The following is a 25816-nucleotide window of genomic DNA, read 5'->3' as shown; positions in this document are numbered from 1 at the left end:
AAAGGTTGATTCATTGATGCTTTGTTAACTTTGATTTGAAGATACCTCCGATTTTACGGTCTTCTGTTAATATTTGAAGTACGAAGCAGTGCTTTCAATACTGATTCATTGACACTTTGAGCTTTTATACGAACAGGAATCAGGGGCTGTGTTCAGGCAGAGCATACATGAAATTCAGCAAAATGCTAACACCTAAGTCTCATTGCTTAACGCAAACGAAAAGCTTTTAAGGATATCATAACATCGGCTTAACTTTCGTAACGTTCACTTAAAACCAGCCACCCCGATACCGCTTACTTTTGCCCCGATTTTTTGATTATAAAAAAGTGCGACAGTAGTATGTCTGAGAAAATAACTGGTAATTATTCTTCACCGGATAACTTCTTGTTGCAGGTTTTTTATTAATATGCGTTTCATAGTGAAAATGCTTGCCATTTAACAGTTTTATGATGAAAAAAAGTTTTCTGCTACTTGCCGCGACTTTGCTTTGCGGAAGTGTGTTTGCCTTTGAGCCTTCGGGTAAGCCGGTGGCACGAATTTTCGGGAACTTCCATTCGGGACTTACAGCTGCCGATAACAATTCAGTTTTCGAAATCGACAGGGCTTTATTAGGCTACTCTTACCAAATGAGTTCTTCACTCTCTGCCGCTGTTGTTGTTGATATTGGCAGTCCCGGCGATGAATCGGTTTATGCCATGGTAAAACGCTATGCTTATTTCCGCAATGCCTACATTAACTATAAGCAGGGAGACTTCAGCTTTAGTTTTGGTATTATAGGAATGAACCACTTTAAAGTACAGGAATCGTTCTGGGGATATCGTTATCTGAAAAAATCATTTGCCGACCAGTACAAATTTGGTCAGTCGGTCGACCTTGGAATTGCTGCCTCCTACAAAATCAACGACCTGTTCAGTGCCGATGCGGCCATTGTAAACGGTGAAGGCTACAGTCAGCTGCAGCAGGACAACCAGTTTGAATACACCGCGGGGCTTACCTTTCAACTCCCGGAGAAACTGACCGGGCGTGTATTTGCCAACTTCGGTCCTTCGGAAAACAAAGCCAAGATGGTATATGCTGCTTTTCTGGGCTACCATCTGTCTCCCAAACTCTCACTGGGTGGCGAATACAACTTGCTGAACAATTACCGCTACATCGAAAACCGGAACCAGTATGGCTTTTCTTTTTATTCAACCTATAAGTTGAAGGAAAGTTGGAAAGCTTTTGCCCGTTACGACCTGTTAAAGTCGAACCTGTCCGAAGGGGAGTCGACTCCCTGGAACCTTGCCAAAGATGGCACTGCGCTGATTGCCGGAATTGAAAAACAAGTGAACAAACAACTGAAATTGTCGCTTAACTATCAGGACTGGTATCCCACAGCTGCCAATCTGGAAAACTCGGCCTATGTTTATTTAAATGTTGAATTCAAACTGTAGCAGGCATGTACGCAAAGAAAGACCAATTGAGACAACTGATAACGATCGCCTTACTCATGCTGATTGTTGTCGCCGGATGCCGTAAAAGTGAGTACATCATTGAAGAACGCGACCGGGTGATCAACGACAACGGCATGGGCACCGGCACCGTGACCTGGACCAGCGATAAGGAATACCTCATCGAAGGAAAGGTATTTGTAAACGACGGACAGGTACTGACCATCGAGCCCGGCACGGTAATCAGGGCACGCAGAGGAACAGGCTCAGCAGCCTCGGCACTCATTGTAGCGCGTGGCGGGAAAATTATTGCTGAAGGAAGTGCAGTTGATCCCATTATTTTCACCTGCGAAGGCGACGACCTGGAAGGTTCAATAGCATTGGATGAGCGCGGCCTGTGGGGCGGACTCATCATTCTGGGCAATGCCACCATTAATACACCCAATAGAGAAGCCCATGTTGAGGGCATTTCAACAAGCGAACCAAGAGCAATTTTTGGTGGCAGTAACGATGAAGACAATTCGGGCATCCTGCGCTACGTATCGATCCGCCATGGAGGCACCGATCTGGGACAGGACAACGAAATCAACGGACTCACACTCGGAGGGGTTGGCTCAGGCACCACCATCGAAAACATCGAAGTGATTGCCAATGCCGACGATGGTATCGAGATATTCGGAGGAACCGTTCATTTGAAACGCATTGTGGTGAGCAACTGTTCCGACGATGCCATCGACATTGACCTGGGCTATCGCGGAAAAGGACAGTTCTGGTGCCTGCTTCAAAGCAAGGAACATGGCGACAAATTGCTTGAAATTGATGGTGCCGAGGAACTTAAAACCAACCAGCCTTATACCGAACCCATCCTGTATAACATTACCGCGATCGGTCGGGGAGCAGGCATCTACAACAGCCTTATTTCATTCAACGACAATGCCGCCGGGATAATAGCCAATTCGATTTTTACTGACCAGAGAAGTGGAATTGAAATTGAATTCAGCCAGGTGCGTAACAACAGTTTCACCCAATGGCAGGACGAACGCCTTAAGATCGAATACTGCCTTTTTCACAATGTCAATAATAATGAGGAAGCTTCGATGTTAACAATTGTACCCATAAACGACGAAGAGGTAAGTGAAGAGGAACAATTAATCGATCAGTACTTTTTCGATGCACACAACCTGATTGCGAATCCGGGTTTTGAAAGAAATGATGGCGGCATCTCGCCCATCCCTGATTTGCAGGCGGTGAGCTCATCGTATGCTCCCCTGCCCAACGACGATTTTTTTGAAGAAGCGGCTTACAGGGGTGCTTTCGACGATTACAACTGGGTTGGCGAATGGACGCTCTCGCACCAGGAAGGATTGATCTGGTAAGCAGTGAAGAATTGAAAATATCCAAATCATTTTACCGCCTCAGTGAAAAATATCCTGCAAAACCTTTAGCGAATTAATGCTCCCAAGGCTGTCGATGTGAAGATGATAATATTCAAGCAGCACTTCGAGCAGGCGGGTACGTCGCTCTCCGCTGATCGAAAGTTGCTGTATGTTTTCGATTGGCAGATCGATGAGCTGAGCCAGCATGGCCGACTCGTCACGATCGGGAGCATTGGGATAAACCGGTCGGAAACCTACAAAACTGCCGCTTTTCATATCGAACCACGGGCTAATGGCATCGCGATTATTGTGCAATCCAAAACCCAGATACGATAAAAGTTTCATGATGAACCAAAGATGAAAATTGGCACTTCCCTTTTCCAGGCTGTCAAAATAATGCAGACCATTGAAAATAAAGTCGAACAAATCTTCGTCAGGCTCCTCACTACGCAGGGTTTTCGAAAGCAATTCAGCCAAAAACAGCGCTACGGTACTTTTCACTACATCGAAAGGAATGCTGTGGTATACTTCGCTCAATCTGAACTCTTTCATCCTTTGAATATCACGGCCGGGTTTGTGATCGGCTTCGATATCGAGCAGTGAAAGGGGTTGCAATAAAGCGCTTTTCTGTTTCGAGCGCGAACTTCTGATCCCGTTGATCATGTATGCCTGACGGCCAAAAGCAGCCGTATATAAAGTAGCAATCACACTGCTTTCGGAATAGTTAACCAGGTGCAAAACAATGGCGCTGGTTTTTCGGATCATCGGATGAAAGCAATTTTAGTTACGGTTGATTCCGCTCCCTCTTCTGAAGCGCAAAATACCAGATAAACTCCTGTATGAACACGATTACCTGCCAGATCACGGCCGTCCCAGATGGCCTGCCCGCCCAGTGAAGTGGTTTCGTAAACCAGCCTGCCACTGATGTTGGTAATCTTCACATTGGTGTTTTCCATCATTCCGGTGATGTATATGTTCCCTTCATAGCCGCTGTGAACCGGGTTGGGATAGGCATAAACATCGGTAAACTGCCTGAATGAATTTTTCGATTCGGTACCATATGAAATCAGCCCCAGATCGGTGGCAATATAAAGTTCACCGTTATCGCCATTGTATTCCAGATCAAGGATGACGTTCGAAATCAGCTCCGAATTTTCAGCAGTAAAATGCGCCAGCTCTTCCGTTCCGTCTGCCGAGATCAGGTAAATACCCGAGCTAAGCGTGCCGCACCATTTTCGGTTTCCACCATCGATGGCAAGGGCCGAAACCATTTCCTTCCGCAAAACCGGGTGATAGAGACCATCGTTTTGATTTAGCCCGGGTTGTTTGGCATAATACGGATTTTCATCAAATACATTCTGTGGGTCGCTGTAAACAATCAAACCCTTCGATGTTCCCACCCAAATTTCTCCGTTGCGGTCTTCAGCAATATCGTAAACGTCGTTCATTTTCGTAAACACCTCATCAATTCCGTTGTAGAAATAACTGGTTACATCGAGGTGTTTCTTCTTTGAACCATCGAGGCTCATTACATAAATGCCCCTGGTGGCGTCCCGGGGTACGGTAATCCAAATCTGATCGTGCGATGTAATCAAGGGTGCCCCAATTTTATAGTTGTTGGCAATCTCGGGCAAACTGTAGGCCGTCCAGCTGTTATCGGGTTTTTTCTTATGCAGCACATTTTCAACCTCACTGTTGGTAAGCCACAGATTTCCTTCCTTGTCAAAATCCATTCCTCCCACCCGGGTAGAATAGCCATCGTAGATTTGTTTTAAGCTTGAATTGCTTTCATTATAAATATTTATGATTTCCCCCTGATTCATTTCAATAATTCCGCCGCCCCAGCTGGCGATAAAAACATGATTGGGATCGCCGGGAAACGGAAGCACCTGCACCACATCGCGAATGGGACTTAAATCCTCGTGAGTAACTTTGTTAAAATGCGTCCATTTTCCTCCGCCATAAGACATCACCAGGGCATCGTGCCACAGGTTCGACCAGGCGCCATCATAGCCGCCACCCGCTACCCAAAGCTTGTTGTTGGAGTAGGCAAGTGAAAAGGCACTGTTGTTATAGGGCCCCTGAGGGGTAAGCAAATCGTACTGCCCTTCTTTCACTCTGATACCACCAAAGTTCATATCGGCAATCCAAAGAGCACCTTCATCATCAAGCAGCGCTGCATGGGCATTTACACCCACGGTTTCAGTCTTGAAGGGATAATCATTGGCAGCAAGCAGGCGCTGTCCGGCATCGTTATATACATAAGTACCATAAATACAAACGGCAACTTTATCATTATTGACCCGAATATTGCGCACATTTTTCAGATGATCGAATGCCTGTGTCCAATCATCCGGGCTTCCACCGACATAAATCATACTGCTTTCTGAAGCGTCTCCCTTGTTGAGCGCCCACACTTTATTATTCCCGCTTTCGAGCACTTCAAAACTCTGACCTGCAACCAGCGGATGATCGACATAGCTCCAATAGGTATAGTCGAGCAGGTTAGGAGCATCGAGTGAGGCAAATTTAATTCCTTCGGGAGTGCTGGCGTAAATGTTATTATGCGCAATGGCCACATCGTACACCGGCTGATAGTCGCCCTGGTCGCCAATGATGAAGGAGTCCTTGATTTCCATATTGGCGAGGTCTAATACCACAATGCCAAAACCACAAGCCAAATAACAAAGATCTTCATAGCAGGTAGCTCCGTATATCAGCTTGTTACCCGAAATGCTTTTTCGGCTGATATCGTTAAAAGTGTACACTTCATCATCGGCCCAAACATCCACCACCGAGTTTTCGTAATAAATTACCAGCTTATTGGTAACAATACTGTATTCGATCCCGCCAAAATTGGCACCCGAAAGTTGATCCTTTTTGGTGATGGTGGTAACACTGTTGTCCTCTTCATTGTAATAGTAAACGCCTCCGTCGGACAAAAAGTAAACCTTGTTGTCGCCCTTAACAACATCGTAGGTTTTCACATTCGACAAATGAAAGTTCCACTTACGATCGGCTCCAAAAATTAATTGTGAAGCTGAAAGCAGAATCAGAATCAGGGTCAGGGAAAGCTGCTTCATTGATTATTAGTTTAATTGGCCAGGCGCCTTAGTTGTATGTCACATTTTTATTTACTGCTGCTGTTCTTGCTGTTTCAGGTAGGCAGTAAGTTTTTCAATGGCTCTTCCACGGTGACTGATGCTGTTTTTCTGGTCCATCGCCATTTGGGCAAACGAAACATCGTAACCATCGGGCTGAAAAACCGGGTCGTAGCCAAATCCTTCATCTCCCTGCGGAGTGCTTAGTATTTGTCCGTTTACTATTCCTTCAAAAAGAATTTCTTTACCGCTTATTATCAGTGAAACAACAGTTCTAAAACGTGCATTGCGCTGTTTTATTTTGTCCATCTCCGAAAGCAGTAATTTCATGTTGTCGGCCGAACTGCGTTGCGGACCCGCGTATCGGGCCGAGTAAACACCCGGCTGTCCGTTCAGTGCCTCCACTTCAAGCCCGGTATCATCGGCAAAGCAGTCGAAGCCGTATTTTTCAAAAACATAGCGCGACTTCTGAGAAGCATTTCCCTCGAGCGTAGGCGCTGTTTCAGGAATGTCTTCATTACAGCCAATGTCGGCCAGACTAAGTAACTCGAAATGCGTACCCAGTATTTTTTGTACTTCTTCGAGCTTGTGTTGATTATTGGTGGCAAAAACAAGTTTCATCATCTATTCACTAAATTTTAAAGGCAATATTATTCATTACAGGCATTGGCAAGTCGCTTGAAATCGATTATTTCGACCTGCTTGTACCGAATATCTACAATGTTTTCCTCTTGTAACTGAAGAAAAGCACGGCCTACCGAAGGGCGGGCAACACCAAACAATTCGGCCAGCTCGTTTTGTGAATGCTTCAGCTTAAAACGCTGGTTCCCGGCCGCTTCATTCATCAGATAAAAAGCAACTTTCGATTTCAGGGCCTTGAATGAATGAAAGCGAAGCTTTTCGGAAAGAAACTGCGCTCTGGACGAAATCATCGACAAAAAATTCTGAAGTACCCGATCGTCGAAATGAAACAAGCGAAGCAGCTCAGGTACCGGAACAATGATAAAAGCCACTTCACTGGTAGCAATAATGTTTACCGGAAAAAAATTCCGACGTCCAAAAATAAAAGCAGGTGCCAGTACCGTAGGAGCTTCCATGTCTTCAATCTTAAGGCTCTTACCCGAGGGACCGGTCATTTCGCCTTTCACACTTCCTTCTACAAGCATCATCAGCCGGTTGCATATTTCTCCCTGGCTTACCACCAGGGCATCACGCGGATAACTTTTACGCTGATAAACGATTTGCTGAAATAGCTGATCGATTTCGTGCGCTTCAACACCGTTAAATAATGGGATCGACGATAAATTGATCATCACGGGTAAATATTTTTTTCAAATGTAACAATTGTGACAACTTTTTGATGGATGCGGACTTAGTTTTGTGGCAGAAAATAAAATTGAAATCATGATCAGAGAGATTGTTAAGATAGACGAGGAATTATGTAATGGTTGCGGATTATGTGTCCCCAACTGCCACGAAGGCGCCCTGCAAATCATCGATGGAAAAGCACGACTGATCAGCGATCTGATGTGCGACGGGCTCGGTGCCTGCCTGGGTCACTGCCCCGAAGGAGCCATTACCATTGAAGAACGCGAAGCACAAGCGTACAACGAAACCGAGGTAATGAAGGAGATGATAGGAAAAGGAAAAAATACGGTAATTGCTCATCTGAAACATCTGAAAGATCACAATGAAACAGGATTTCTGAAAGAGGGAATGACCTATTTGAAGGCCAACGAAAAGCATCTTGGCTTTGATCTGAATGAGGTAATCGATCAGGTGCACAACAACAAACCCGAAGCGGCCGCTGAATGTGCTACCGGCGGATGTCCCGGATCGAAAACCGTAAGCTTTGCAGCCAGCGACCTGCAACTGGCCGGTGGCATGCAGGCCCAGCCTTCGCAACTGCGTCAATGGCCGGTACAACTGCACCTGATTAACCCGATGGCACCTTATTTCCAAAAAAGCGACCTGCTGATTGCAGCCGATTGTACCGCATTTTCAATGGGCTCTTTCCACCAGGAATGGCTCAAAGACAAAAGCCTCGTCATTGCCTGCCCAAAACTTGACTCGGGAGCCGAAAGCTACATTAACAAACTGGCCATGCTCATCGACAATGCCAAAGTAAATACCATTACGGTAATGATGATGGAAGTACCCTGCTGTGGAGGCTTGCTTCATTTGGTAAAAGAAGCACAACACATGACCAGCCGCAACGTTCCGGTTAAAGCCATCGTGGTAAGCATTAAGGGCGAAATACTTAGCGAACAATGGATTTGATTTCAAAATATTAGGGGGATCATGGAGAGAAGGACAGACCCGTGCGTACCAAATGGTGCCACGGGTTTTGTTTTTCCTGTAAAGTGCCGGTGGTTTTAATACCTGGGTGCATCAGAACAATTCGAACAATCGTTGTTCTTAATTGTAATATTTCAATGTTTTACCCTAAATTTGCTCAAAAAATTACAGCACTCAATGATACAACTTTTTATTAGCGGGCAGGAAATTATTCTGATACTTGCACTGGCACTTATCTTTTTTGGTGCAAAATCGATCCCCGAAATTGCAAGGGTGATGGGTAAAGGTGTGCGCGAATTCAGGAAGGCAACCAACGAAATTCAGAAAGAGTTTAACGATTCTACTTCCGACTTTAAAAAGAACATCGATGAAGTGAATAAAACGGTTGGTGACGACGCCCGCAAAATAAAGGAGAACTTCGACAAAGCCAAAAACATCAAACTTTAATGGATCAAACTCTTCTGTTTAACTTAGGCCTGTTGATTGCAGGAATTATTCTATTGGTTTACAGTGGCAATTACCTGGTTAAAGGAAGCGCTGCCATCGCCAATCATTTCAAAATATCTCCACTGGTAATTGGTTTAACCGTGGTGGCCTTTGGCACTTCGGCTCCCGAACTGATCGTTAGTCTTGATGCTGCCATCACCGGCCATCCCGAAATAGCCCTCGGAAATGTAATTGGATCGAACATTGCCAACATTGCCCTGGTACTGGCGCTTACCATCATCATACTGCCCATGCCGGTGGCCCCTCAAACCATCAGGCGCAGCTGGCCCATCATGATGCTTTCGGGGCTGATGCTTTACCTGGTCATGTTCAACAACAGCATTTCAAATGTCGAAGGCCTTATTTTGTTTGCCATGCTCCTGCTCTTCATTGTGGTATCAATACGAGGAAGCAAACGCTACCCGCAATCAGTGAGCATTCCCAGGCCCGACAACAAATACAGCATTTGGGTTTATCTCTTGATAACCTTGCTGGCTTCGGGCGGCCTGGCTCTCGGATCACGCTTCCTGGTAAACGGAGCCTCACACATGGCGCTGACACTGGGCATTAGTGAGCGCATCATTTCAATTACCATCGTTGCCTTTGGAACCAGCCTTCCCGAACTAACCGCATCGGTCATTGCAGCCATTAAAAAAGAAAGCGACATTTCGGTGGGCAACATTATTGGCTCCAATATTTTCAATGTGTTTGCAGTAATCGGAATCACCTCGGGCATTCATCCCATTCCGCTGAATTTTAATGCATTCAAAATCGACCTGCACTTCATGCTGGCTTTTTATTTCCTGCTGTTCATCTTTATTTTACCTTTCAACTACCTTCTGCGAAAAAGTACCGACGAAACAACATCGTTTCTTCAACGCTATAAGAAACTTTCGGGAAGCCGGATTTCGAGACCCGAAGGAATAATAATGTTCTTTCTGTACGTTATTTACATCGTCATGATTTTTAAAGTACAATGATTACAACCCGAAATATCACCAAATCGTTTGGATCCCTTCAGGTTCTAAAGGGAATTGATCTCAACATTGAAGCAGGAAAAATTGTTTCGATTGTTGGAGCCAGCGGAGCAGGCAAAACCACCCTGCTGCAAATACTTGGCACCCTGAGCCGCCCCGAAGGAGGTACAATCATCATCGACGGACAGGATCCGCTTTCCATGCCGGAAAAAGAGCTTGCTGCCTTCCGAAACCGGCACATCGGCTTCGTTTTTCAGTTTCATCACTTGCTGCCCGAATTTACGGCCCTCGAAAATGTCTGTCTGCCTGGCTACATTGCCAACCGAAACAAGGCCGAAGTGGAACAAAGAGCCCTTGAGCTGCTTTCGTTTTTAGGCCTCGAAAATCGCCTCACCCATCAACCCAACGAACTGTCGGGAGGTGAAAAACAAAGAGTGGCCGTTGCCCGGGCACTCATCAATAATCCCTCGGTCATTTTTGCCGACGAACCTACCGGCAATCTCGACAGTAAGAACCAGTCGGAATTGCACGACCTCTTCTTCTCCCTTCGCGACCGCTATGGAATCACCCTGGTGATTGTAACCCACGACCGCGATTTTGCCCGCATGAGCGATGTAATCTTTGAGATCAAAGACGGGCTCATTGTTACTTAAACTGGATACAGGTGAAAAACGGGGAAATAAAAACCTTGCTCGATGAAAAATACGAACAATACAATGTTCCGGGTTTTATCATCGATGATCCAATAAGTATCCCGCATCTTTTTGATAAAAAAGAAGACATTGAAATTGCCGGCTTTCTCACTGCCATCATTGCCTGGGGCCAGCGCAAAAGCATTATTGGCAATGCCCATAAGTTGATGAAACGAATGGGATACTATCCGCACGAATTCATACTCAACGCCGGCGAAAGCGATTTTCGTTCCTTTAATTCCTTTGTGCATCGTACCTTTAACGGTACCGATGCCGTCTTTTTTCTGAAATCGCTAAGAAATATCTACCTCCATCATGGCGGACTCGAAGCAGTTTTTACCAGGGGTTTCCTCCGGGAACAGAACCTGTATGGAACACTACTGTTTTTCAGAACTATTTTTCTTGAAACGAAGCATGAACAACGCAGTGAAAAACACCTTGCCAACGTAGCAAAAAATTCAAGCGCCAAACGACTCTGTATGTTTCTTCGCTGGATGGTGAGAAACGACAAGCGGGGAGTCGATTTTGCTTTGTGGAAGGAAATCCCCCCTTCGGCACTCATGCTCCCCCTCGATGTGCATACCGGAAATATTTCACGCCAGCTTGGCCTGCTAAAAAGAAAGCAGAACAACTGGCAGGCAGTTGAAGAGGTGACCGCGGCGCTTAGAAAGCTCGATCCGCTCGATCCGGTAAAATACGACCTGGCCCTCTTCGGGCTGGGCGTCAACAAGGCCCTGTAACCACAACAACGGAAACAATGACAACAACAACAACAAGAATTTACCTGCCTGTATTCTTCCAGGCAAAAATAAATCGGCACCTATACCAACCTTACAGGGGCGGGCACTGCTTTTAAATTCTTATCTTCAGCCATGCCCAACAACTATTTCCAGTTTAAGCAGTTCCGGATCGAACAAAACCATGCCGCCATGAAGGTAGGCACCGACGGAGTTTTGCTTGGCAGTTGGTTCGATGTAAGCCGGGCTGAACGAATACTCGACATTGGAACCGGAACAGGGCTCATTGCATTGATGGCAGCCCAGCGTTGCAAAGCCTCCATCCACGCCATCGATATTGATGAAGGCGCCATTAAGGACGCAGCCTTCAATTTTAGCCACTCACCGTGGGCCGACCGGCTAAAAGCTCAGTGGACTGCGCTTGCACGCTACACCCTTCAGTTTCCCGATAAGTACGATACCATTGTTAGCAATCCGCCTTTTTTTGTCGATGGCCTGCCTTCGGAAAACAAACAAAAAGCAATGGCGAGGCATGCCGCTACACTCACCTACGCCAGCCTGCTCAGGGGCGTTGCTGCCCTGCTACAACCCGGAGGATCGTTCAGTGCCATTCTTCCCCTTAACGTCATACCCCAATTTAAGCAGGAAGCCATGCGCTACCGCCTCTTTCAGTCACGATTGGTGTTGGTGAAGCCCAAACCCTCGAAGCCGGCTATCAGAGCCCTTATCGAAATGAAATTTGAAGCCTTTAGCGAAAAACCTGAAGAACTTACCATCGAAACCGAAAACCATCACGAATACAGTCCCGAATGCATCAGCCTGTTCAAGGACTTCTATCTGAATTTATAAGAAGGAATAGCAATTAAAAAAGATGAACGATTGAAGATTGAAGATTAACGATTGAGGAATTGAAACACGCAAGCTAATCAATCGTTAACCAAAAATACTTCAATGACCTACCCTGAAATCAACAACAAGCTTATACAATCCGTCAATATACGAAACAGTCCCACGCACCATCCAGCAACAAGCATCCAGCATCCAGCAACCGACACCCCCTATACCACCACATCCTTAACATTCCTCAAAAATTTCCCCTGACTTGTTTCATCTTGTTTCAAAATCTATATTTTTGCGCTTCCGACCACCAGCGATGATGCGTGTAAGTTAAACTTCAAACCACAACACCATTGGCGCGCCGGACGAATCATTGATCTACGTTTGGTATGGACACAATTTTTAAACCCAAGTTTTTCTCCGTGTTAAAATCTGGCATCAGCCGGAAACAATTATTATCCGACTCCATGGCAGGAGTTGTAGTAGGTATTGTAGCGCTCCCACTGGCCATTGCCTTTGCCGTGGCCTCGGGAGTATCGCCCGATAAGGGGCTGATTACCGCAGTGGTAGCCGGCTTCCTCATTTCATTTTTAGGGGGCAGCCGTGTGCAGATTGGCGGCCCTACCGGTGCCTTCATCGTCATTGTGTATGGCATCGTACAACAATACGGCATCGACGGATTAATTATTTCAACCATCATGGCCGGGGTGATGCTGGTCCTATTTGGCGTACTTCGTCTGGGCTCCCTGCTCAAATTTATCCCCCACCCGCTCATTGTTGGCTTTACGAGCGGCATCGCACTGGTGATTTTCTCCACCCAGATCAAAGACGCACTGGGCCTTTCACTCACAAGCGTGCCGGCCGATTTCATAGGAAAATGGCAAACCTATTTCACCAACCTGCACAGTATCAATTATACTGCTTTGATCATTACCGTTTCCACCATACTGATCATGGTGTATTCGAAAAAGCTGATCAAGAAAATTCCCGGATCGTTCATCGCCATTGTTGTTCTAACCCTGGTTGTTCAGCTGGCCGGTTTGGAAGTAAGCACCATTGCCACTTTTTTTGGCGAAATTCCCAATCAGTTTAAATTCACCCTGCCACATTTCGAATGGAGCCAGTTGCAACATTACCTTGCCCCCGCCCTGACCATTGCCCTGCTGGGAGCCATCGAATCATTGCTCTCGGCAGTGGTTGCCGACGGGATGATCAGCGGAAATCACCGCTCGAATACCGAACTGATTGCCCAGGGAATTGCCAATATTGTTACCCCGTTTTTTGGGGGCATTCCTGCTACCGGAGCCATCGCCCGCACTGCCACCAATGTAAAAAACGGGGGCCGAACCCCTATTGCCGGAATAATTCACGCGCTTACGCTCCTGCTCATCATGCTGTTTTTTGGCCGCTGGGCAAAGCTCATCCCCATGTCGTGCCTTGCAGGTGTACTCATCGTAGTGGCCTACAACATGAGCGAATGGCAAACCTTTCGTTCTATCCTTAAAAATTCGTGGTTTGATAAACTGGTGCTGCTCACCACCTTTTTCCTCACCGTGCTGGTCGATCTGACCATTGCCATTGAGGTGGGCGTGGTATTGTCGGCACTATTATTCATGAAACGTATGTCGGACACCAGCCTGCAGGCGCTCAACCGCGAAGTCGACAGCGACGTGCTCGACGACTATTCAAAACTGGGCAAGGGAATATCGGTTTACGAAATCAGCGGGCCATTCTTTTTTGCTTCAGCCAAAGAATATGTCGAGGTGTTAAAAAGCACAGGCAGCAAATCGAAGGTCCTGATTATTCGAATGCGCCATGTACCCTTTATCGACGCAACCGGTTTGCAGAATTTTAAATCAGCCATTAAACAGCTCATCCACAACGACACTCACATCATCCTTTCAGGGGTCAACCCGGGGGTTAAAGCCGAACTCGACCGTGCTCAAATCAGTAGTCTGATTGGCAAAAGTAACATACACGATTCTTTCGACCGGGCTGTGAATAGTGCCGGAGATATAATAAAAAAGCTGTAGACCCGCCAGGAGGTAACTCACGCAAAGCCGCTAAGACGCAAAGGAAAATTAATTCCCCTTTGCATCTTGATGTAATCCATTTCTTTGCGCCTCTGCGTCTTCGCGTGATCCATTTCTTCGCGCCTCTGCGTCTTCGCGTGATCCATTTCTTCGCGCCTCCGCGTCTTGGCGGGATCCATTTCTTTGCGTCTCCGCGCCTTCGCGTGATCCCTTTCTTAGCGTCTCTGCGCCTTCGCGTGATCCATTTCTTCGCGCCTTTTACTTCCAATGATCGTAAGCCCCTTGACTATTAGCTTAATATAACGTATATTAACATGCTATTTCGTGAAAAAACAAAGAGTAATCCCGGAAAAACCTTCGTCTACTCCGAAAGACAAAAGCAAGCCCGAAAAACGCATCGTCAGCTTCGGAAAAACCATCGGTGAATCCGGAAAATGTGTTTACTGGTCTCCAAAAGTGATCGTCTTCACGGAAAAATGCAAGGGCTGGTTCGGAATATTTACAGAATAAAGAACGAGCAAATCCATCATGACTGAAAATGAAATTGCAACAATTGTTGTAAACACCGCTTTTGACATTCACGTAAAACTGGGTCCGGGTTTACTGGAATCGGTTTATGAGGAAATCATGTATTATGAGCTCGTCAGGCAAGGCCTGAATGTAGAAAAACAAAAAATCATCCCTGTTTTCTGGGATGGTATAAAAATCAACATGGGTTTTAGGGCCGACCTGCTTGTCGAAAACAAAGTTATAATTGAATTAAAATCAGTTGAACATCTCGCACCGGTACATCCCAAACAGTTGTTAACCTATCTGAAAATAGCCGATAAAAAACTGGGGCTTCTGATTAACTTCAATGAAAAACTAATCAAAGATGGTATAAGCAGAATTGTGAACAAGCTATAAACCCACCAGGAGTATACTCACGCTAAGCCGCCAAGGCGCTAAGGAAAATTAATTCCCCTTTTCGTCTTGGCCTCTTCACGTGATCCATTTCTTCGCGTCTCTGCATCTTCGCGTGACTCTTCCCTTTGCGTCTTCACGTCATCCATTTCTTCGCGTCTCTGCATCTTCGCGTGACTCTTCCCTTTGCGTCTTCACGTCATCCATTTCTTCGCGCCTTTGCGTCTTGGCGTGATCCATTTCTTCGCGCCTCAGCGCCTTTGCGTGATCCATTCCTTCGCGTCTTCGTGCCTCCGCGTGATCCTTTTCTTCGCGTCTTACCTACGAAATCGCCAGCATCCGCTCAATGGGCTTCCGCGCCTTTTCAATCACCTCGTCGCTCAGTTGCACTTCGGGCAGCTCGTTCTTCATGCACAGATAAAGCTTCCGCATCGAGTTCAGTTTCATATAGGTGCAATCGTCGCAGGCGCAGGTCGAATCGTTCGAAGGTGCCGGTATAAACAGCTTATCGGGACAAGCCTTCTTCATCTGGTGAAGAATGCCGCTTTCGGTGGCCACAATAAATTTCTGCGCCTTACTTTTCTGTACATAATCCAACAGTGCCGAGGTCGATCCAATGTATTTTGCCAGCAGCAACAGGGGCTTTTCACACTCGGGATGAGCAATCATCTCGGCATCGGGATATTGTTCCATCAGCTTTACAATTTTCTCCACCGAGAACTGCTCATGAACCATACAGGCACCGTCCCACAAAACCATAGAACGACCGGTCAGGGAATTGATGTAGTTACCCAGGTTTTTATCGGGTCCGAAAATCAGTTTTTCATCTTCGGGAAAACTGTTGACAATTTTCACGGCATTCGACGAGGTGCAAACGATGTCGGTTTCGGTTTTCAGATCAGCGGTGCAGTTGATGTAGCTGATTACCTTGTGATCGGGATATTTTGCCTTGAATTCCCTGAACTGATCAATTGGAGCCGATTCGGCCAGCGAGCAGCCGGCTTTCAGGTCGGGCAGCAAAACTTTCTTCGAAGGATTGATAATTTTGGCTGTTTCTGCCATAAAGTGCACACCCACAAATACGATGACATCAGCCGTGGTGCGCGCCGCCTCCTGCGCCAGCGCCAGGCTGTCGCCCACAAAATCGGAAATATCCTGTAATTCTCCTTCAATATAATAATGACCAAGAATTACGGCATTCTTTTCTTTCTTGAGCCGTTTGATTTCTTCAACCAGATTCAGTCCTTTGGGAATCGCTTCATCAATGAAGCCATCTGTTTCAAGCTTCATGGTTATTTCGTTGCTGAGCATGCTTTCTCCTCCTTGTTTCAATAACAGGCTGCAAATTTATAAAATCATTACGTAATAATAACAGACAAATCAATCCGATTGTTACAAAAGCGGGATTTCTCCCTGCAAATACACACAACAAGCCTGAAACTGCCTGGTCTTAAGAACCATGATGACTTACAGCCTTTAAAACTTCATTCTGACACCACCCAGTTGCCTGTTGCCGATGGGTGTCATATTACGAAACATTCCCGACGACTGCAGAAAAATGTACTTTCCATCATCGGCTTTGTATTCTACGCCCGCTCCCATTTCGAAGTACAGTGCAGGCTTTCCTGTGCCGGGTTTCAGAATTTTTTCATCTGAAAACTCATAATCGGTACTCAAGCCGCCTGCCGAAAACAAATACGGATCGACACGATCCCAGCCGAAGATATTTTTGAAATGAAAACCGGCATTAAAGTACAGTGGCCGGTCATTGCGGAAGAAATAGAAATTGGGACTGGCATAATAATGAAAACTTTGCTGTGAGCTAAGCGAGTCGCGATAAAAAGTGAAGCTCTCGGGTACCGAATAAAGCTGAAAAAGCTGACGACCAAAGGCCTCGGCCTTTCCGGCTCCCGGATAAAAGGCAGAAAAAAATTGTTGGTCGAAGGCATCACCGAAATTTATGGTATGATAGTCAACATCAGCTTTATACAAGGGTTCGTTCACCAACTCCTGTCCATCAACCCGAATGACGATAAGACTCAGAAACAGAAGGAAGAAGAAAATTTTGTTCATGACATCACAGCTTTGATCCTTCAAATATCGCAATAGTATCAGATAATGTGTGTTTAATTTCTTTAATCTTTATTAAAACCCTTAGTTGCATGTCTTTTAACCGATTAACAAAACCGAAGAGGAACACATCCTCACCAAAATTTACCAAATGCTGTTCTTGTACAGTTTCTTTAAAAAAAACTGGTTTTTTGAAGCTGCTTTTTCTAAATTGTTAAGCTGATCTGAATCAATTGTTAAAGTTTGGAAAGTGAGAAAAAACAGGAAATATTTAAAGATTAATTCTAATTTTGAAAAAACTTTTACAGAATAAAAAAACGTGATATGATGAATAAAATTCTACTTATTGTTATTGGCCTGATGGTATCGGCAGGTCTGAAAGCTCAATCCGATCTGATCATTTCGGAGTATGTCGAAGGATGGTCGAACAACAAAGCGATAGAAATCTACAACCCAACATCCAATGCAATCAACCTGTCGGGCTACCAGCTGGTGCGCTATGGCAATGGTGAAGACATCCCGCCGGCCGAAAACGACTGGAAAATTGTACTGCCAAATGTTGATCTGCAACCTCATAAAACCTATGTGTGCGTTTTAGACAAGCGCGATCCCGCCGGAACGGGTCAGAATGCCCCGGTATGGGAACAGTTGCAGGACCGTGCCGATGTTTTTCTGTGCCCCAACTACAGTGTAAGCAACACACTGTACCATAACGGCAACGATGCCATGGCCCTCGAAAAAACCAACGGAACCCTGGTCGACCTGTTCGCCCGCTGGGGAGCTCCAAGCCCTTCGGCAGCTGCCCTGCCCGGATCGGACCGCCCCGTTGAGTGCTGGACCGATACGGCCCCTTATTTCACAGGCGACGGAATTGGTGTTACTGCCGATCATACCCTCTACCGTAAATCTTCGGTGATTGAAGGTGTAAAAGAAAACCCGTCCATGTTTAATCCACTCGAACAGTGGGATTCACTCTCAGCCAACACCTTCAACCACCTGGGCTGGCACAAGAGTGATGTTTCACCCAACAATGCAACACCTGTTTTTACATCCAATGAATTTGAGTTCAAAATCTGGAAGCAGGCTGAAAACGATGCAGTACTTGGTGTGGTTAAAGCCAACGATGCCGAAAACGACCAGCTTCGTTACTACATCAATGCAGGTAATTTCATCTACGACAGCAACGATGCCCGTCGCACCCCCTTTAAAATGGATCGTGCAAGCGGCGAGATCAAACTGATTGATGCTGCGGCGCTGCTCGAAAGCGAGTGGGACACCCTTTACATCGACGTTACGGTAAACGATGGTTATACCGAGTCGGAATCGACCACCGTTCTGGCCATCCTTTCCGATGTACAAGTATCGGCCAACGATTTTACTTCCGGCAAGCAGCTAAACATCTACCCCAACCCGGTTTCCGACCAAATGCTGAACATCAGTGCCGGAAAAGCCATCAGCAGGGTAAGTGTTGTAAATATAGCAGGTCAGCTGAGCTATTCTCAGGCGGTTAACAATGAAAACCTTGTGCGCTTCGACGCCTCACAGCTTAAAAAAGGTGTTTACCTGCTTCAAATTGAATACGCCGATCGGAGCACCGATCACAAACGTTTCATCCGGAATTAATAAGAAATTGAATATAGAAATAGGTTTTCGAAAAATCGGAGACCTATTTTTTTCTTAAACAACTTCATAAAAAATGATACGAACACTATTGATTACCCTGTTCACTGCCTTATCGCTGTATGGAATGGCCCAGCACAGCATCAGCGGTGTAGTGAGTGATGCCGAAACAGGTGAAACCCTCATCGGAGCCAATGTGCTCATCGATGGCACCACCATGGGAACAGTGACCAACATCGATGGCTACTATACCATCAATGTCAGAAATGGAAACTACACACTTACTGTCTCCTATGTGGGCTATGAAGACCAGCAAAAACAGCTTACGGTAAATAACAGCAATGTACAGGCCAATTTCGCACTTGAAACAAAACTTCAGATTGACGAAATCAGGGTGGTGGCCGACGTGGCGCGTTCGCGTGAAACCCCCGTAGCCTTCTCCACCTTAACACCCGAAAAACTCCAGGAGGTTATTGCAGCCCAGGACATCCCCATGGTACTCAACTCAACACCGGGCGTTTACGCCACCACCGAAGGCGGTGGCGACGGCGATGCACAGGTAACCATCAGGGGTTTCAGTTCACGTAACGTGGGCGTTTTACTCGACGGTGTTCCGGTGAACGACATGGAAACAGGCCATGTGTACTGGTCGAACTGGTTTGGGCTTGATGCCGTTACCCGTTCCATTCAGGTACAGCGCGGACTGGGTGCCTCAAAGCTGGCCCTCCCGTCGGTGGGTGGTACCATCAACATCATTACCAAAGGAATGGATACCCGCAAGGGCGGAAGCATTAAACAGGAAATGGGCTCCGACGGTTACATCCGTACCGATCTGGGTTATTCGACCGGTGAAATAGGCAATGGCTGGGCGCTGTCAGCAGCCGGGTCCTACAAACAGGGCAATGGCTGGGTCGATCAAACCTGGACCAAAGGCTTCTTCTACTATTTCAAAGTGGACAAACGACTGGGCAAGCACACGCTTTCACTCTCGGGTTATGGCGCACCGCAATCGCATGCGCAACGCTCATACATGCTAACCATACAAAGCTATGATGCCGAGATGGCCCGCGAACTGGGTGTACCCGAAGAAGCCATCGAAGCCGCAACCCCGATGGGAGTCCGCTACAACCAGCACTGGGGCTATCTGGCACGTACCAAAGACAATCCCGATGCCGTGGCTCAACCTTTCTCCGAGCGCGTGAATCAATACCATAAACCTCAGTTCACCTTAAAAGATTCGTGGAATGTAAACGACAAGCTGTTCATCTCGAACATTGCTTACCTATCGATCGGTAACGGCGGCGGAATCAGAGCAAAAGCAACTCCCAGCCTTCTACCCGAAACCCGACAAATGAACTTCCAGTCGATTTACGACCGAAACATCTCCGAGGGTTCCATCAACCAGCTTTTTGATGATGAGTTGCATGCGGCCTCGAACTACATGGTTCGTCGCGTTAATTCTCACCGCTGGCTAGGTTTGTTATCGACTTTGAATTATGAGATCGACGATAGAAATACTTTCTCGGGAGGGATCGACCTGAGAAACTACCGTGGAATTCATTACGAAGAAGTGTACGACCTAATGGGTGCCGACTATGCTGTTTTCGACTACATCACCGACTGGGACGATGCCACCAAATCGAAATACATGTTAAAGGACGGCGACAAAAACAACTACCACAACGATGGCTTTGTTCGCTGGGGCGGATTGTTTGGCCAATGGGAACATAAAACCGATATTCTAAGCTCTTTTATAAACCTTACGCTATCCAACTCAGGTTATAAACGATCCGATTACATCGTGATGCGTAAAACAAGAAACGTAGAACAACGCGATGGCTTTACCTACGAAACCATCGATGGAAATCTGGTTGAATTTACCGGTTGGAAGTGGTTTCCGGGGTATACGGCCAAAGGCGGTGCCAACTACAACTTTAGCAAACGGATGAACGCCTTTGTAAATCTTGGCTACCTCAGCAAAGCGCCACGCTTCAACAATGTATATGCATACGACAATGTATCCTTTTTCAATACCGACAACGAAATTGTAAAAGCCTTTGAACTGGGTTATTCCTATAACAGCACCATTTTCTCGGCCAATTTGAATGCCTATTATACGATATGGGAAAACAAACCAATGGATAGTGCAGGAAAGGTAGCCGTTGAAACATCGCCGGGCGAATTTGAAGAATTCTCTCTTAATATCAACGGAATGGATGCGCTTCATAAAGGAGTGGAACTCGATTTCATTTTTAAGGTGAATGAACAGATCGACATTCAGGGTTTGGTATCGCTGGGCGACTGGCGCTGGAACTCATCAGACACCGTAAGGATTTATGATGACAACCAAAACTTAATTGCTTCCCGCTTTTTCGATGCAACCGGCGTACACGTAGGCAACTCGGCTCAAACACAAGTCGCCGGAGAAATCCGCTGGGAACCCGTCAAAGGTTTGTATTTCAAACCCCGCGTAACCTATTTCGCCGATTACTATGCCGAGTTTGATCCCATTTCGCTCGATGGAACACCTGCTTCGTACGAATGGTACGATGAAGCAACCGGAGAACATGGCAATGCCCGCGATTCATGGCGAATTCCGGCTTACCTGATTTTCGATTTTCATGCAGGCTATCGTTTCGAACTCTTTGACCAGCGCTTTCAGTTCAGGGCCAACGTGCTGAACGTACTTGATAAAAAACGCATCGTAAGGGCACAAAACAACGACAACTACAACGATGTAAACTATACCGATTATGATGCAAAGTCGGCATCGGTATTCTTTGGCCTTGGTCGCACCTATAATTTCAGTTTAAAAATGTTTTTCTAATGCAGATAAGAACAATATTCGCATCCCTTTTCTTACTTCTTTCAAGCTTAGCCTTTACCCAGCCACCAGCTTATTACAATGGTATTTCGGGGCTTAAGGGCGAAGCATTGAAAACACAATTGCACGAAATCATCAACGATCATGTCGATTTTTCGTACAGCCAGGCACGCTACCTGATTAATTATTCGGATGCCGATCCTGAAAACGAAAACAATGTGATCCTGTTTTACACCCAACGCTCGCAAAGTGCCGAATCATATGGCTCAGGCGGCGATTTTATCAACCGGGAACATGTTTGGGCCAAATCGCATGGTGATTTTTCAGGAAAGCGTCCCATGGACGGCGATGCCTTTAACCTCCGTCCTGCCGATGCTTCGGTGAACATGGATCGAAGCAACAAGGATTTTGGCATTGTTCAGCCCAACGGAACCCAACATCCCGAAGCCACTGAGTGCTGGTACAATGCCAGCACCTGGGAACCCGGCGATGCCACCAAAGGCCAGGTAGCCCGTATACTGTTTTACATGGCTACCCGCTACGAAGGCACCAATGATGAAATCGATCTCGAAGTTGTAAATGGCGTGAATACTTATCCAACACCCAAACATGGCGACCTGGCAACACTGCTCGAATGGAACCGCCAGTTTCCACCAAGCGATTTCGAACGCCGGAGGAACGAACGCCTCTTTACCATTCAGCAAAACCGTAATCCTTTTATCGACATGCCTGAACTGGCCGATTTAATCTGGGCCAATGCCGAAGCAGCTCCCGTTCAGTTTGAGCATTTGGAACTCAGTCCTGAGCTGCCGCTTGCCGGTTCAACAGCCCAACTGTCGTTTCAGCTCCTTGCCGATGCACCCGTCGATGAACTTTTTGTCACCCTAAGTACAACCTACGGTGAAGAGGACATTTCGCTTCAACTTGACAACAACCCGGGAGAAAAGAATGCAACCCTTGATTTAAGTAGCTTTACCGAAGAAACTTTGGTTCATGTAAAATTAATGGCCACAATTAATGGTGAAGCATACGTCAGGCACACGAGCATCGAATTGCCCCGCACCATTGAAGCAGCGCAACTGACTTCTGTTGCAACAGTACAGGGCACAGGCAACGAAAGCCCACTGCTTGGAAACAAAGTAATTGTTTCAGGGCGCGTAGTGGCCAACCTCGATAATTCGGTGTACATCCAAAATGGAAGCGGACCGTATTCCGGGCTTTGTGTTTTTGGGTCCAACGAAACCGGTTATGTTGGCGACAGCATTGTTGTTGAAGGTGACATAGTGGAATACAACGGATTGACAGAACTTTCGAATGTCAGTTATTTTCACAACGTGAAGTCCAACAAAGCTTATGAAGCAAGCGCACTCAAAGTGAACGAAATTACGGAAGCCTACGAAGGAATGCTGGTGACCATTAAAGATGTTTCGTTCGACGATGCAGGAACCATTGTTCCCGATGATAACGCCTCCTATACTTTTAGCGACGAAACAGGCAGCCTTACCGTTTACTCACGATACGGTTCACGACTGGTTGGCGAAACCATCCCCTACGGCGTGGTCGATGTTACAGGCGTTGTTAGTCAGTACAACGATACGTATCAGCTGCTCGTCCGGAGCATGGACGATTTTACCCAGGGGAATGATACCATCGCACCAGTGGTAACAAAAGTTGCCATACTCGATAAGGACTGGATCACGATCGATTTTAACGAAAGGGTTGAAAAAACCACTTCGGAGCAGGTCGAAAATTATGTTTTCAGCAGTGGAATCACCGTTTTGTCTGCTTTCCGTTATTCCGAAGGAACAACAGTGATACTAAACGTTACCGGCTTATCGATTGGCAACCACAGCCTGACGGTCAACGGTGTTACCGATCAGATGGGCAATGCCATCGACAACCAGCTCATCGAATTTGAATCGCTCATTAGCAAGGTAAACGAATTTACGGCCGGGAAGCTAAAGATTTACCCGAATCCATCGAATGACGGTGTTTTTACTGTTGCTGCCAACGAACCCGTTGAACGGGTCGAAGTCTACGATATCAGTGGCCGCCTGCTTGCTGTTATTCCTTTTAACAAGCAACAAAACACGATTTCACTTGGTAAACAAGCCGCAATTTATCTCCTTCATGTTGTGGGAAAAGAAGCCCGGTATCATCAAAGAGTAGTTGTTCAATAAGAAAATATTTTTACCATGTTGCGTTTTATTCTATTTACCCTGCTACTGCTTTACACCTTCGGCGCAAATGCACAGGTGCTGGCCATTGCCAAAGTTCAGGGACAGCAGGCTGCTTCGCCTTATGCAGGACAGGAAGTCACAATTAAGGGCATTGTAACGGCAGCAAAAAGCGGTGCCGGTTATTTTTTACAGGATGCCGACAGCGCCTGGTCGGGCGTTTTTATATACGACCTCAATCGTTCGCCCATGCCCAATCCCGGCGACGAAGTGCAACTCACCGGGAAAGCAAAGGAATACTACGATTTAACCGAAATTGAAGCAGTTTCTGCCTTCGAAATTATTTCAACAGGAAACGAATTGCCCGAACCAATTATCATTTCAACTGGTCACGAGGCACCCGAAGCTTACGAAGGAATGCTTGTAAAAGTAGTTGCAGGCACCTGCACCAACTCCGACATTGGCTATGGCGAATGGGAAATAAACGACGGAAGCGGGCCGCTGGCAGTTGATGAAATCTTTTACAAATTTGCATCGACCGAAGGGGACAAGTATGATATTACCGGCATCATGCATTATACCTACAGCGCTTATAAAATAGCTCCGCGTAATGCGGCCGATATCGAAATAAACAGTGCGCTTTATTTTGTGCGCAATCCCTACCAGCTTGATCCCGATAAAACGTCAATCACCCTGAAATGGGAAACCAATGTTGAAGCAAGTTCTGAAGTACATTACGGAATCTCGCCCGACCTACTCAGCGAAAGTGTAAGCCTTCAGAACAACAGTACGAAGCATGAAATCGTTTTGCAGAACCTCAATCCCGGCGAACTCTACTACACCAAGGCATTTTCGGTGGCCGGTAGCGATACCACAAGACCAGTGCTAAGTGCCTTTACCACCGTTTCGAATTCAAGCGGTGAAATCAAGGTAGTATTCACCAGTCCCGACAACTTCACAACAACATACACCGGAGCCGATGAAAGCTACTATACAAAGCACATTGCCGACTCCATTGCAGCCTTTATCAACAAGGCACAACAAACGCTCGACATCGCCATTTACGATGTAAAAAACCACAGTCCCGAAAGTGATGATACCAATCAGAAGATCTTTGATGCCATCAAAGCGAAGGCGAGTTCAGGTGTGCAGGTGCGGATCATTACCGACAACGATTCGGATGATGCCTTCTTTACCGAAATGCTTGAAAATGCACAGGTGATGTGGGGGAATACCGACGGAATTATGCACCACAAATTCATTGTAGTCGATGCTGCGAGCGAAAACAACAGCGGGGTACTAACCGGTTCAACTAACTGGACCTACAACAACCTGGTACTCGATGCCAACAACCTGATTACCATTCAGGATCAGTCACTGGCCAAGGCGTATACTGCCGAGTTCAACGAGATGTGGGGTGGTCCCCAGTCAGCACCCGATTACGAAAAAAGCCGTTTTGCTTCAAACAAAGCCGACAATACACCCCATTTGTTCAGCATCAACGGCAAACGGGTTGAATTGTACTTTTCGCCTTCCGATAACACCGAAAGCAAAATCATTGATGCCATTAACTCGGCCAACCACGAAATTGCCTTCAACATCATGGCCTTTACTTCCGATGGGATTGGAGCTGCACTGATCGATGCTCATAAACGGGGCGTTAACATTAAGGGAGTAATCGACTATGTCGATTATTCGGGAAGTGAATATGAAAAGCTACAGGCTGCCGGTATCGATGTAGTTGACTACACCAATGCCGATGGCTTGTCGTGGCCCGAAAATACCACGGTTCATCATAAATACCTTGTAGCCGATTACCTGCATCCCGAATCAGACCCGCTGGTGTTGACCGGAACGCACAACTGGAGCGCATCGGCCGAAAGCCGCAACGATGAGAATACCCTGATTATTTACGACCAGCTCCTGGCCGAATTGTACTATCACGAGGTCGAAGCTGTTTATGCCAACAGCATTCCCACTGCCGTTAACGAACTGCTTTCAGCACAATTCACCATTTACCCCAATCCGGTAAACAAAGAGCTTAGCATCTCCGGTGAATCGCAGCTTCGGTCCCTCTCAATTTTCGATTTATCGGGCCGCTTATTGCTCATCCGGAAGTTGGAGGCTACCAGCGAGAGCGTCGACTTGTCATCGCTCAGTAAGGGCATTTATATGTTGAAAGTCGACAGCGAAGAAGGAAGCTTCATCAAGCGCCTGGTAAAACAATAAATCAAATTACTAAACATAAGAAGATG

Annotated in this window: 21 protein-coding genes; 15 read left to right on the top strand and 6 right to left on the bottom strand. The window is 46.4% G+C overall.

The window, feature by feature from the left end:
* Nucleotides 1-449: 449 nt before the first annotated feature.
* Nucleotides 450-1433, top strand: coding sequence for an outer membrane beta-barrel protein (locus FHS86_RS02100; RefSeq protein ID WP_429410622.1), 984 nt, complete (start codon nucleotides 450-452; stop codon nucleotides 1431-1433).
* 5 nt (nucleotides 1434-1438) lie between these two features.
* Entirely contained in the window at nucleotides 1439-2806 is a 1368-nt protein-coding gene (locus tag FHS86_RS02095; RefSeq protein WP_429410620.1) for a hypothetical protein, read from the top strand.
* Between the two features lie 39 nt (nucleotides 2807-2845).
* Here FHS86_RS02095 and recO read toward each other — a convergent pair whose 3' ends face one another.
* From recO to FHS86_RS02075, 4 genes are read right to left on the bottom strand one after another with little or no spacing between them, the layout of a single operon-like run.
* The gene (gene recO, locus FHS86_RS02090; protein ID WP_429410618.1) at nucleotides 2846-3571 is read right to left on the bottom strand and encodes a DNA repair protein RecO; all 726 of its coding nucleotides are present in this window, start codon (nucleotides 3569-3571) and stop codon (nucleotides 2846-2848) included.
* The gene (gene porZ / locus FHS86_RS02085; RefSeq protein WP_429410616.1) at nucleotides 3568-5889 is read right to left on the bottom strand and encodes a type IX secretion system anionic LPS delivery protein PorZ; all 2322 of its coding nucleotides are present in this window, start codon (nucleotides 5887-5889) and stop codon (nucleotides 3568-3570) included. The genes recO and porZ overlap by 4 nt, the downstream gene beginning before the upstream one ends.
* Before the next feature lie 51 nt (nucleotides 5890-5940).
* Nucleotides 5941-6531 carry a non-canonical purine NTP diphosphatase gene (locus FHS86_RS02080; protein ID WP_429410613.1) on the bottom strand — a complete coding sequence of 197 codons (591 nt, stop codon included), beginning with the start codon at nucleotides 6529-6531 and terminating at the stop codon, nucleotides 5941-5943.
* Nucleotides 6532-6557: 26 nt separating this feature from the next.
* Nucleotides 6558-7220 (bottom strand): Crp/Fnr family transcriptional regulator, encoded by a 663-nt coding sequence (locus FHS86_RS02075; protein ID WP_429410993.1) that lies wholly within the window; start codon nucleotides 7218-7220, stop codon nucleotides 6558-6560.
* A 91-nt stretch (nucleotides 7221-7311) separates the two neighbouring features.
* Between FHS86_RS02075 and FHS86_RS02070 the strand changes: the two genes are divergently transcribed.
* From FHS86_RS02070 to FHS86_RS02030, 9 genes are all read left to right on the top strand, one after another.
* Nucleotides 7312-8187 (top strand): ATP-binding protein, encoded by an 876-nt coding sequence (locus FHS86_RS02070; protein WP_429410611.1) that lies wholly within the window; start codon nucleotides 7312-7314, stop codon nucleotides 8185-8187.
* Nucleotides 8188-8382: 195 nt separating this feature from the next.
* Complete coding sequence (locus tag FHS86_RS02065) at nucleotides 8383-8652, top strand: Sec-independent protein translocase subunit TatA/TatB (protein ID WP_429410609.1); 270 nt, start codon at nucleotides 8383-8385, stop codon at nucleotides 8650-8652.
* Entirely contained in the window at nucleotides 8652-9671 is a 1020-nt protein-coding gene (locus FHS86_RS02060; RefSeq protein WP_429410607.1) for a calcium/sodium antiporter, read from the top strand. The genes FHS86_RS02065 and FHS86_RS02060 overlap by 1 nt, the downstream gene beginning before the upstream one ends.
* Nucleotides 9668-10321, top strand: a complete 654-nt coding sequence (locus FHS86_RS02055) for an ABC transporter ATP-binding protein (RefSeq protein WP_429410605.1) — start codon at nucleotides 9668-9670, stop codon at nucleotides 10319-10321. The genes FHS86_RS02060 and FHS86_RS02055 overlap by 4 nt, the downstream gene beginning before the upstream one ends.
* Nucleotides 10322-10332: 11 nt before the next feature.
* On the top strand, nucleotides 10333-11100 hold the full coding sequence (locus FHS86_RS02050) for a TIGR02757 family protein (protein ID WP_429410603.1): 768 nt from the start codon (nucleotides 10333-10335) through the stop codon (nucleotides 11098-11100).
* Between the two features lie 132 nt (nucleotides 11101-11232).
* On the top strand, nucleotides 11233-11946 hold the full coding sequence (locus FHS86_RS02045) for a tRNA1(Val) (adenine(37)-N6)-methyltransferase (protein ID WP_429410601.1): 714 nt from the start codon (nucleotides 11233-11235) through the stop codon (nucleotides 11944-11946).
* Between the two features lie 377 nt (nucleotides 11947-12323).
* A complete protein-coding gene (locus tag FHS86_RS02040; RefSeq protein WP_429410599.1) occupies nucleotides 12324-13967 on the top strand; it encodes a SulP family inorganic anion transporter in 1644 nt (547 codons plus the stop codon).
* 324 nt (nucleotides 13968-14291) lie between these two features.
* Nucleotides 14292-14477, top strand: a complete 186-nt coding sequence (locus tag FHS86_RS02035) for a hypothetical protein (RefSeq protein ID WP_429410597.1) — start codon at nucleotides 14292-14294, stop codon at nucleotides 14475-14477.
* 18 nt (nucleotides 14478-14495) lie between these two features.
* Nucleotides 14496-14873, top strand: a complete 378-nt coding sequence (locus FHS86_RS02030) for a GxxExxY protein (RefSeq protein ID WP_429410595.1) — start codon at nucleotides 14496-14498, stop codon at nucleotides 14871-14873.
* 318 nt (nucleotides 14874-15191) lie between these two features.
* On the opposite strand, the gene nadA is transcribed toward FHS86_RS02030, so the two are convergent.
* Together nadA and FHS86_RS02020 are read right to left on the bottom strand one after the other, a co-directional pair.
* Complete coding sequence (gene nadA, locus FHS86_RS02025) at nucleotides 15192-16202, bottom strand: quinolinate synthase NadA (RefSeq protein WP_429410593.1); 1011 nt, start codon at nucleotides 16200-16202, stop codon at nucleotides 15192-15194.
* Between the two features lie 144 nt (nucleotides 16203-16346).
* Nucleotides 16347-16943, bottom strand: coding sequence for a hypothetical protein (locus FHS86_RS02020; RefSeq protein WP_429410591.1), 597 nt, complete (start codon nucleotides 16941-16943; stop codon nucleotides 16347-16349).
* Between the two features lie 321 nt (nucleotides 16944-17264).
* Here FHS86_RS02020 and FHS86_RS02015 point away from each other — a divergent pair, with 321 nt between their 5' ends.
* The 4 genes from FHS86_RS02015 to FHS86_RS02000 all read left to right on the top strand — a co-directional run bounded on the left by FHS86_RS02015 (nucleotide 17265) and on the right by FHS86_RS02000 (nucleotide 25790).
* A complete protein-coding gene (locus FHS86_RS02015) occupies nucleotides 17265-18563 on the top strand; it encodes a lamin tail domain-containing protein (protein WP_429410589.1) in 1299 nt (432 codons plus the stop codon).
* Nucleotides 18564-18636: 73 nt separating this feature from the next.
* Nucleotides 18637-21387 (top strand): TonB-dependent receptor, encoded by a 2751-nt coding sequence (locus FHS86_RS02010; protein WP_429410587.1) that lies wholly within the window; start codon nucleotides 18637-18639, stop codon nucleotides 21385-21387.
* The gene (locus tag FHS86_RS02005) at nucleotides 21387-23564 is read left to right on the top strand and encodes an endonuclease (RefSeq protein ID WP_429410585.1); all 2178 of its coding nucleotides are present in this window, start codon (nucleotides 21387-21389) and stop codon (nucleotides 23562-23564) included. The genes FHS86_RS02010 and FHS86_RS02005 overlap by 1 nt, the downstream gene beginning before the upstream one ends.
* A gap of 15 nt (nucleotides 23565-23579) precedes the next feature.
* Complete coding sequence (locus tag FHS86_RS02000; RefSeq protein ID WP_429410583.1) at nucleotides 23580-25790, top strand: phospholipase D-like domain-containing protein; 2211 nt, start codon at nucleotides 23580-23582, stop codon at nucleotides 25788-25790.
* The last annotated feature ends 26 nt before the right edge of the window (nucleotides 25791-25816 follow it).

The sequence above is a fragment of the Roseimarinus sediminis genome, from assembly GCF_050433125.1.
In the GTDB taxonomy this organism is placed as follows: domain Bacteria; phylum Bacteroidota; class Bacteroidia; order Bacteroidales; family Prolixibacteraceae; genus Roseimarinus; species Roseimarinus sediminis.
This window is presented reverse-complemented; position numbering and strand designations above follow the sequence as displayed.

What these genes read in the sequence shown, in the direction of transcription:
- FHS86_RS02100 (WP_429410622.1), top strand. Translation starts at nt 450, where the DNA reads ATGAAAAAAAGTTTTCTGCTACTTGCCGCGACTTTGCTTTGCGGAAGT.
- FHS86_RS02095 (WP_429410620.1), top strand. Translation starts at nt 1,439, where the DNA reads ATGTACGCAAAGAAAGACCAATTGAGACAACTGATAACGATCGCCTTA.
- recO (WP_429410618.1), bottom strand. Translation starts at nt 3,571, where the DNA reads ATGATCCGAAAAACCAGCGCCATTGTTTTGCACCTGGTTAACTATTCC.
- porZ (WP_429410616.1), bottom strand. Translation starts at nt 5,889, where the DNA reads ATGAAGCAGCTTTCCCTGACCCTGATTCTGATTCTGCTTTCAGCTTCA.
- FHS86_RS02080 (WP_429410613.1), bottom strand. Translation starts at nt 6,531, where the DNA reads ATGATGAAACTTGTTTTTGCCACCAATAATCAACACAAGCTCGAAGAA.
- FHS86_RS02075 (WP_429410993.1), bottom strand. Translation starts at nt 7,220, where the DNA reads ATGATCAATTTATCGTCGATCCCATTATTTAACGGTGTTGAAGCGCAC.
- FHS86_RS02070 (WP_429410611.1), top strand. Translation starts at nt 7,312, where the DNA reads ATGATCAGAGAGATTGTTAAGATAGACGAGGAATTATGTAATGGTTGC.
- FHS86_RS02065 (WP_429410609.1), top strand. Translation starts at nt 8,383, where the DNA reads ATGATACAACTTTTTATTAGCGGGCAGGAAATTATTCTGATACTTGCA.
- FHS86_RS02060 (WP_429410607.1), top strand. Translation starts at nt 8,652, where the DNA reads ATGGATCAAACTCTTCTGTTTAACTTAGGCCTGTTGATTGCAGGAATT.
- FHS86_RS02055 (WP_429410605.1), top strand. Translation starts at nt 9,668, where the DNA reads ATGATTACAACCCGAAATATCACCAAATCGTTTGGATCCCTTCAGGTT.
- FHS86_RS02045 (WP_429410601.1), top strand. Translation starts at nt 11,233, where the DNA reads ATGCCCAACAACTATTTCCAGTTTAAGCAGTTCCGGATCGAACAAAAC.
- FHS86_RS02040 (WP_429410599.1), top strand. Translation starts at nt 12,324, where the DNA reads ATGGACACAATTTTTAAACCCAAGTTTTTCTCCGTGTTAAAATCTGGC.
- FHS86_RS02030 (WP_429410595.1), top strand. Translation starts at nt 14,496, where the DNA reads ATGACTGAAAATGAAATTGCAACAATTGTTGTAAACACCGCTTTTGAC.
- FHS86_RS02020 (WP_429410591.1), bottom strand. Translation starts at nt 16,943, where the DNA reads ATGAACAAAATTTTCTTCTTCCTTCTGTTTCTGAGTCTTATCGTCATT.
- FHS86_RS02015 (WP_429410589.1), top strand. Translation starts at nt 17,265, where the DNA reads ATGATGAATAAAATTCTACTTATTGTTATTGGCCTGATGGTATCGGCA.
- FHS86_RS02010 (WP_429410587.1), top strand. Translation starts at nt 18,637, where the DNA reads ATGATACGAACACTATTGATTACCCTGTTCACTGCCTTATCGCTGTAT.
- FHS86_RS02005 (WP_429410585.1), top strand. Translation starts at nt 21,387, where the DNA reads ATGCAGATAAGAACAATATTCGCATCCCTTTTCTTACTTCTTTCAAGC.
- FHS86_RS02000 (WP_429410583.1), top strand. Translation starts at nt 23,580, where the DNA reads ATGTTGCGTTTTATTCTATTTACCCTGCTACTGCTTTACACCTTCGGC.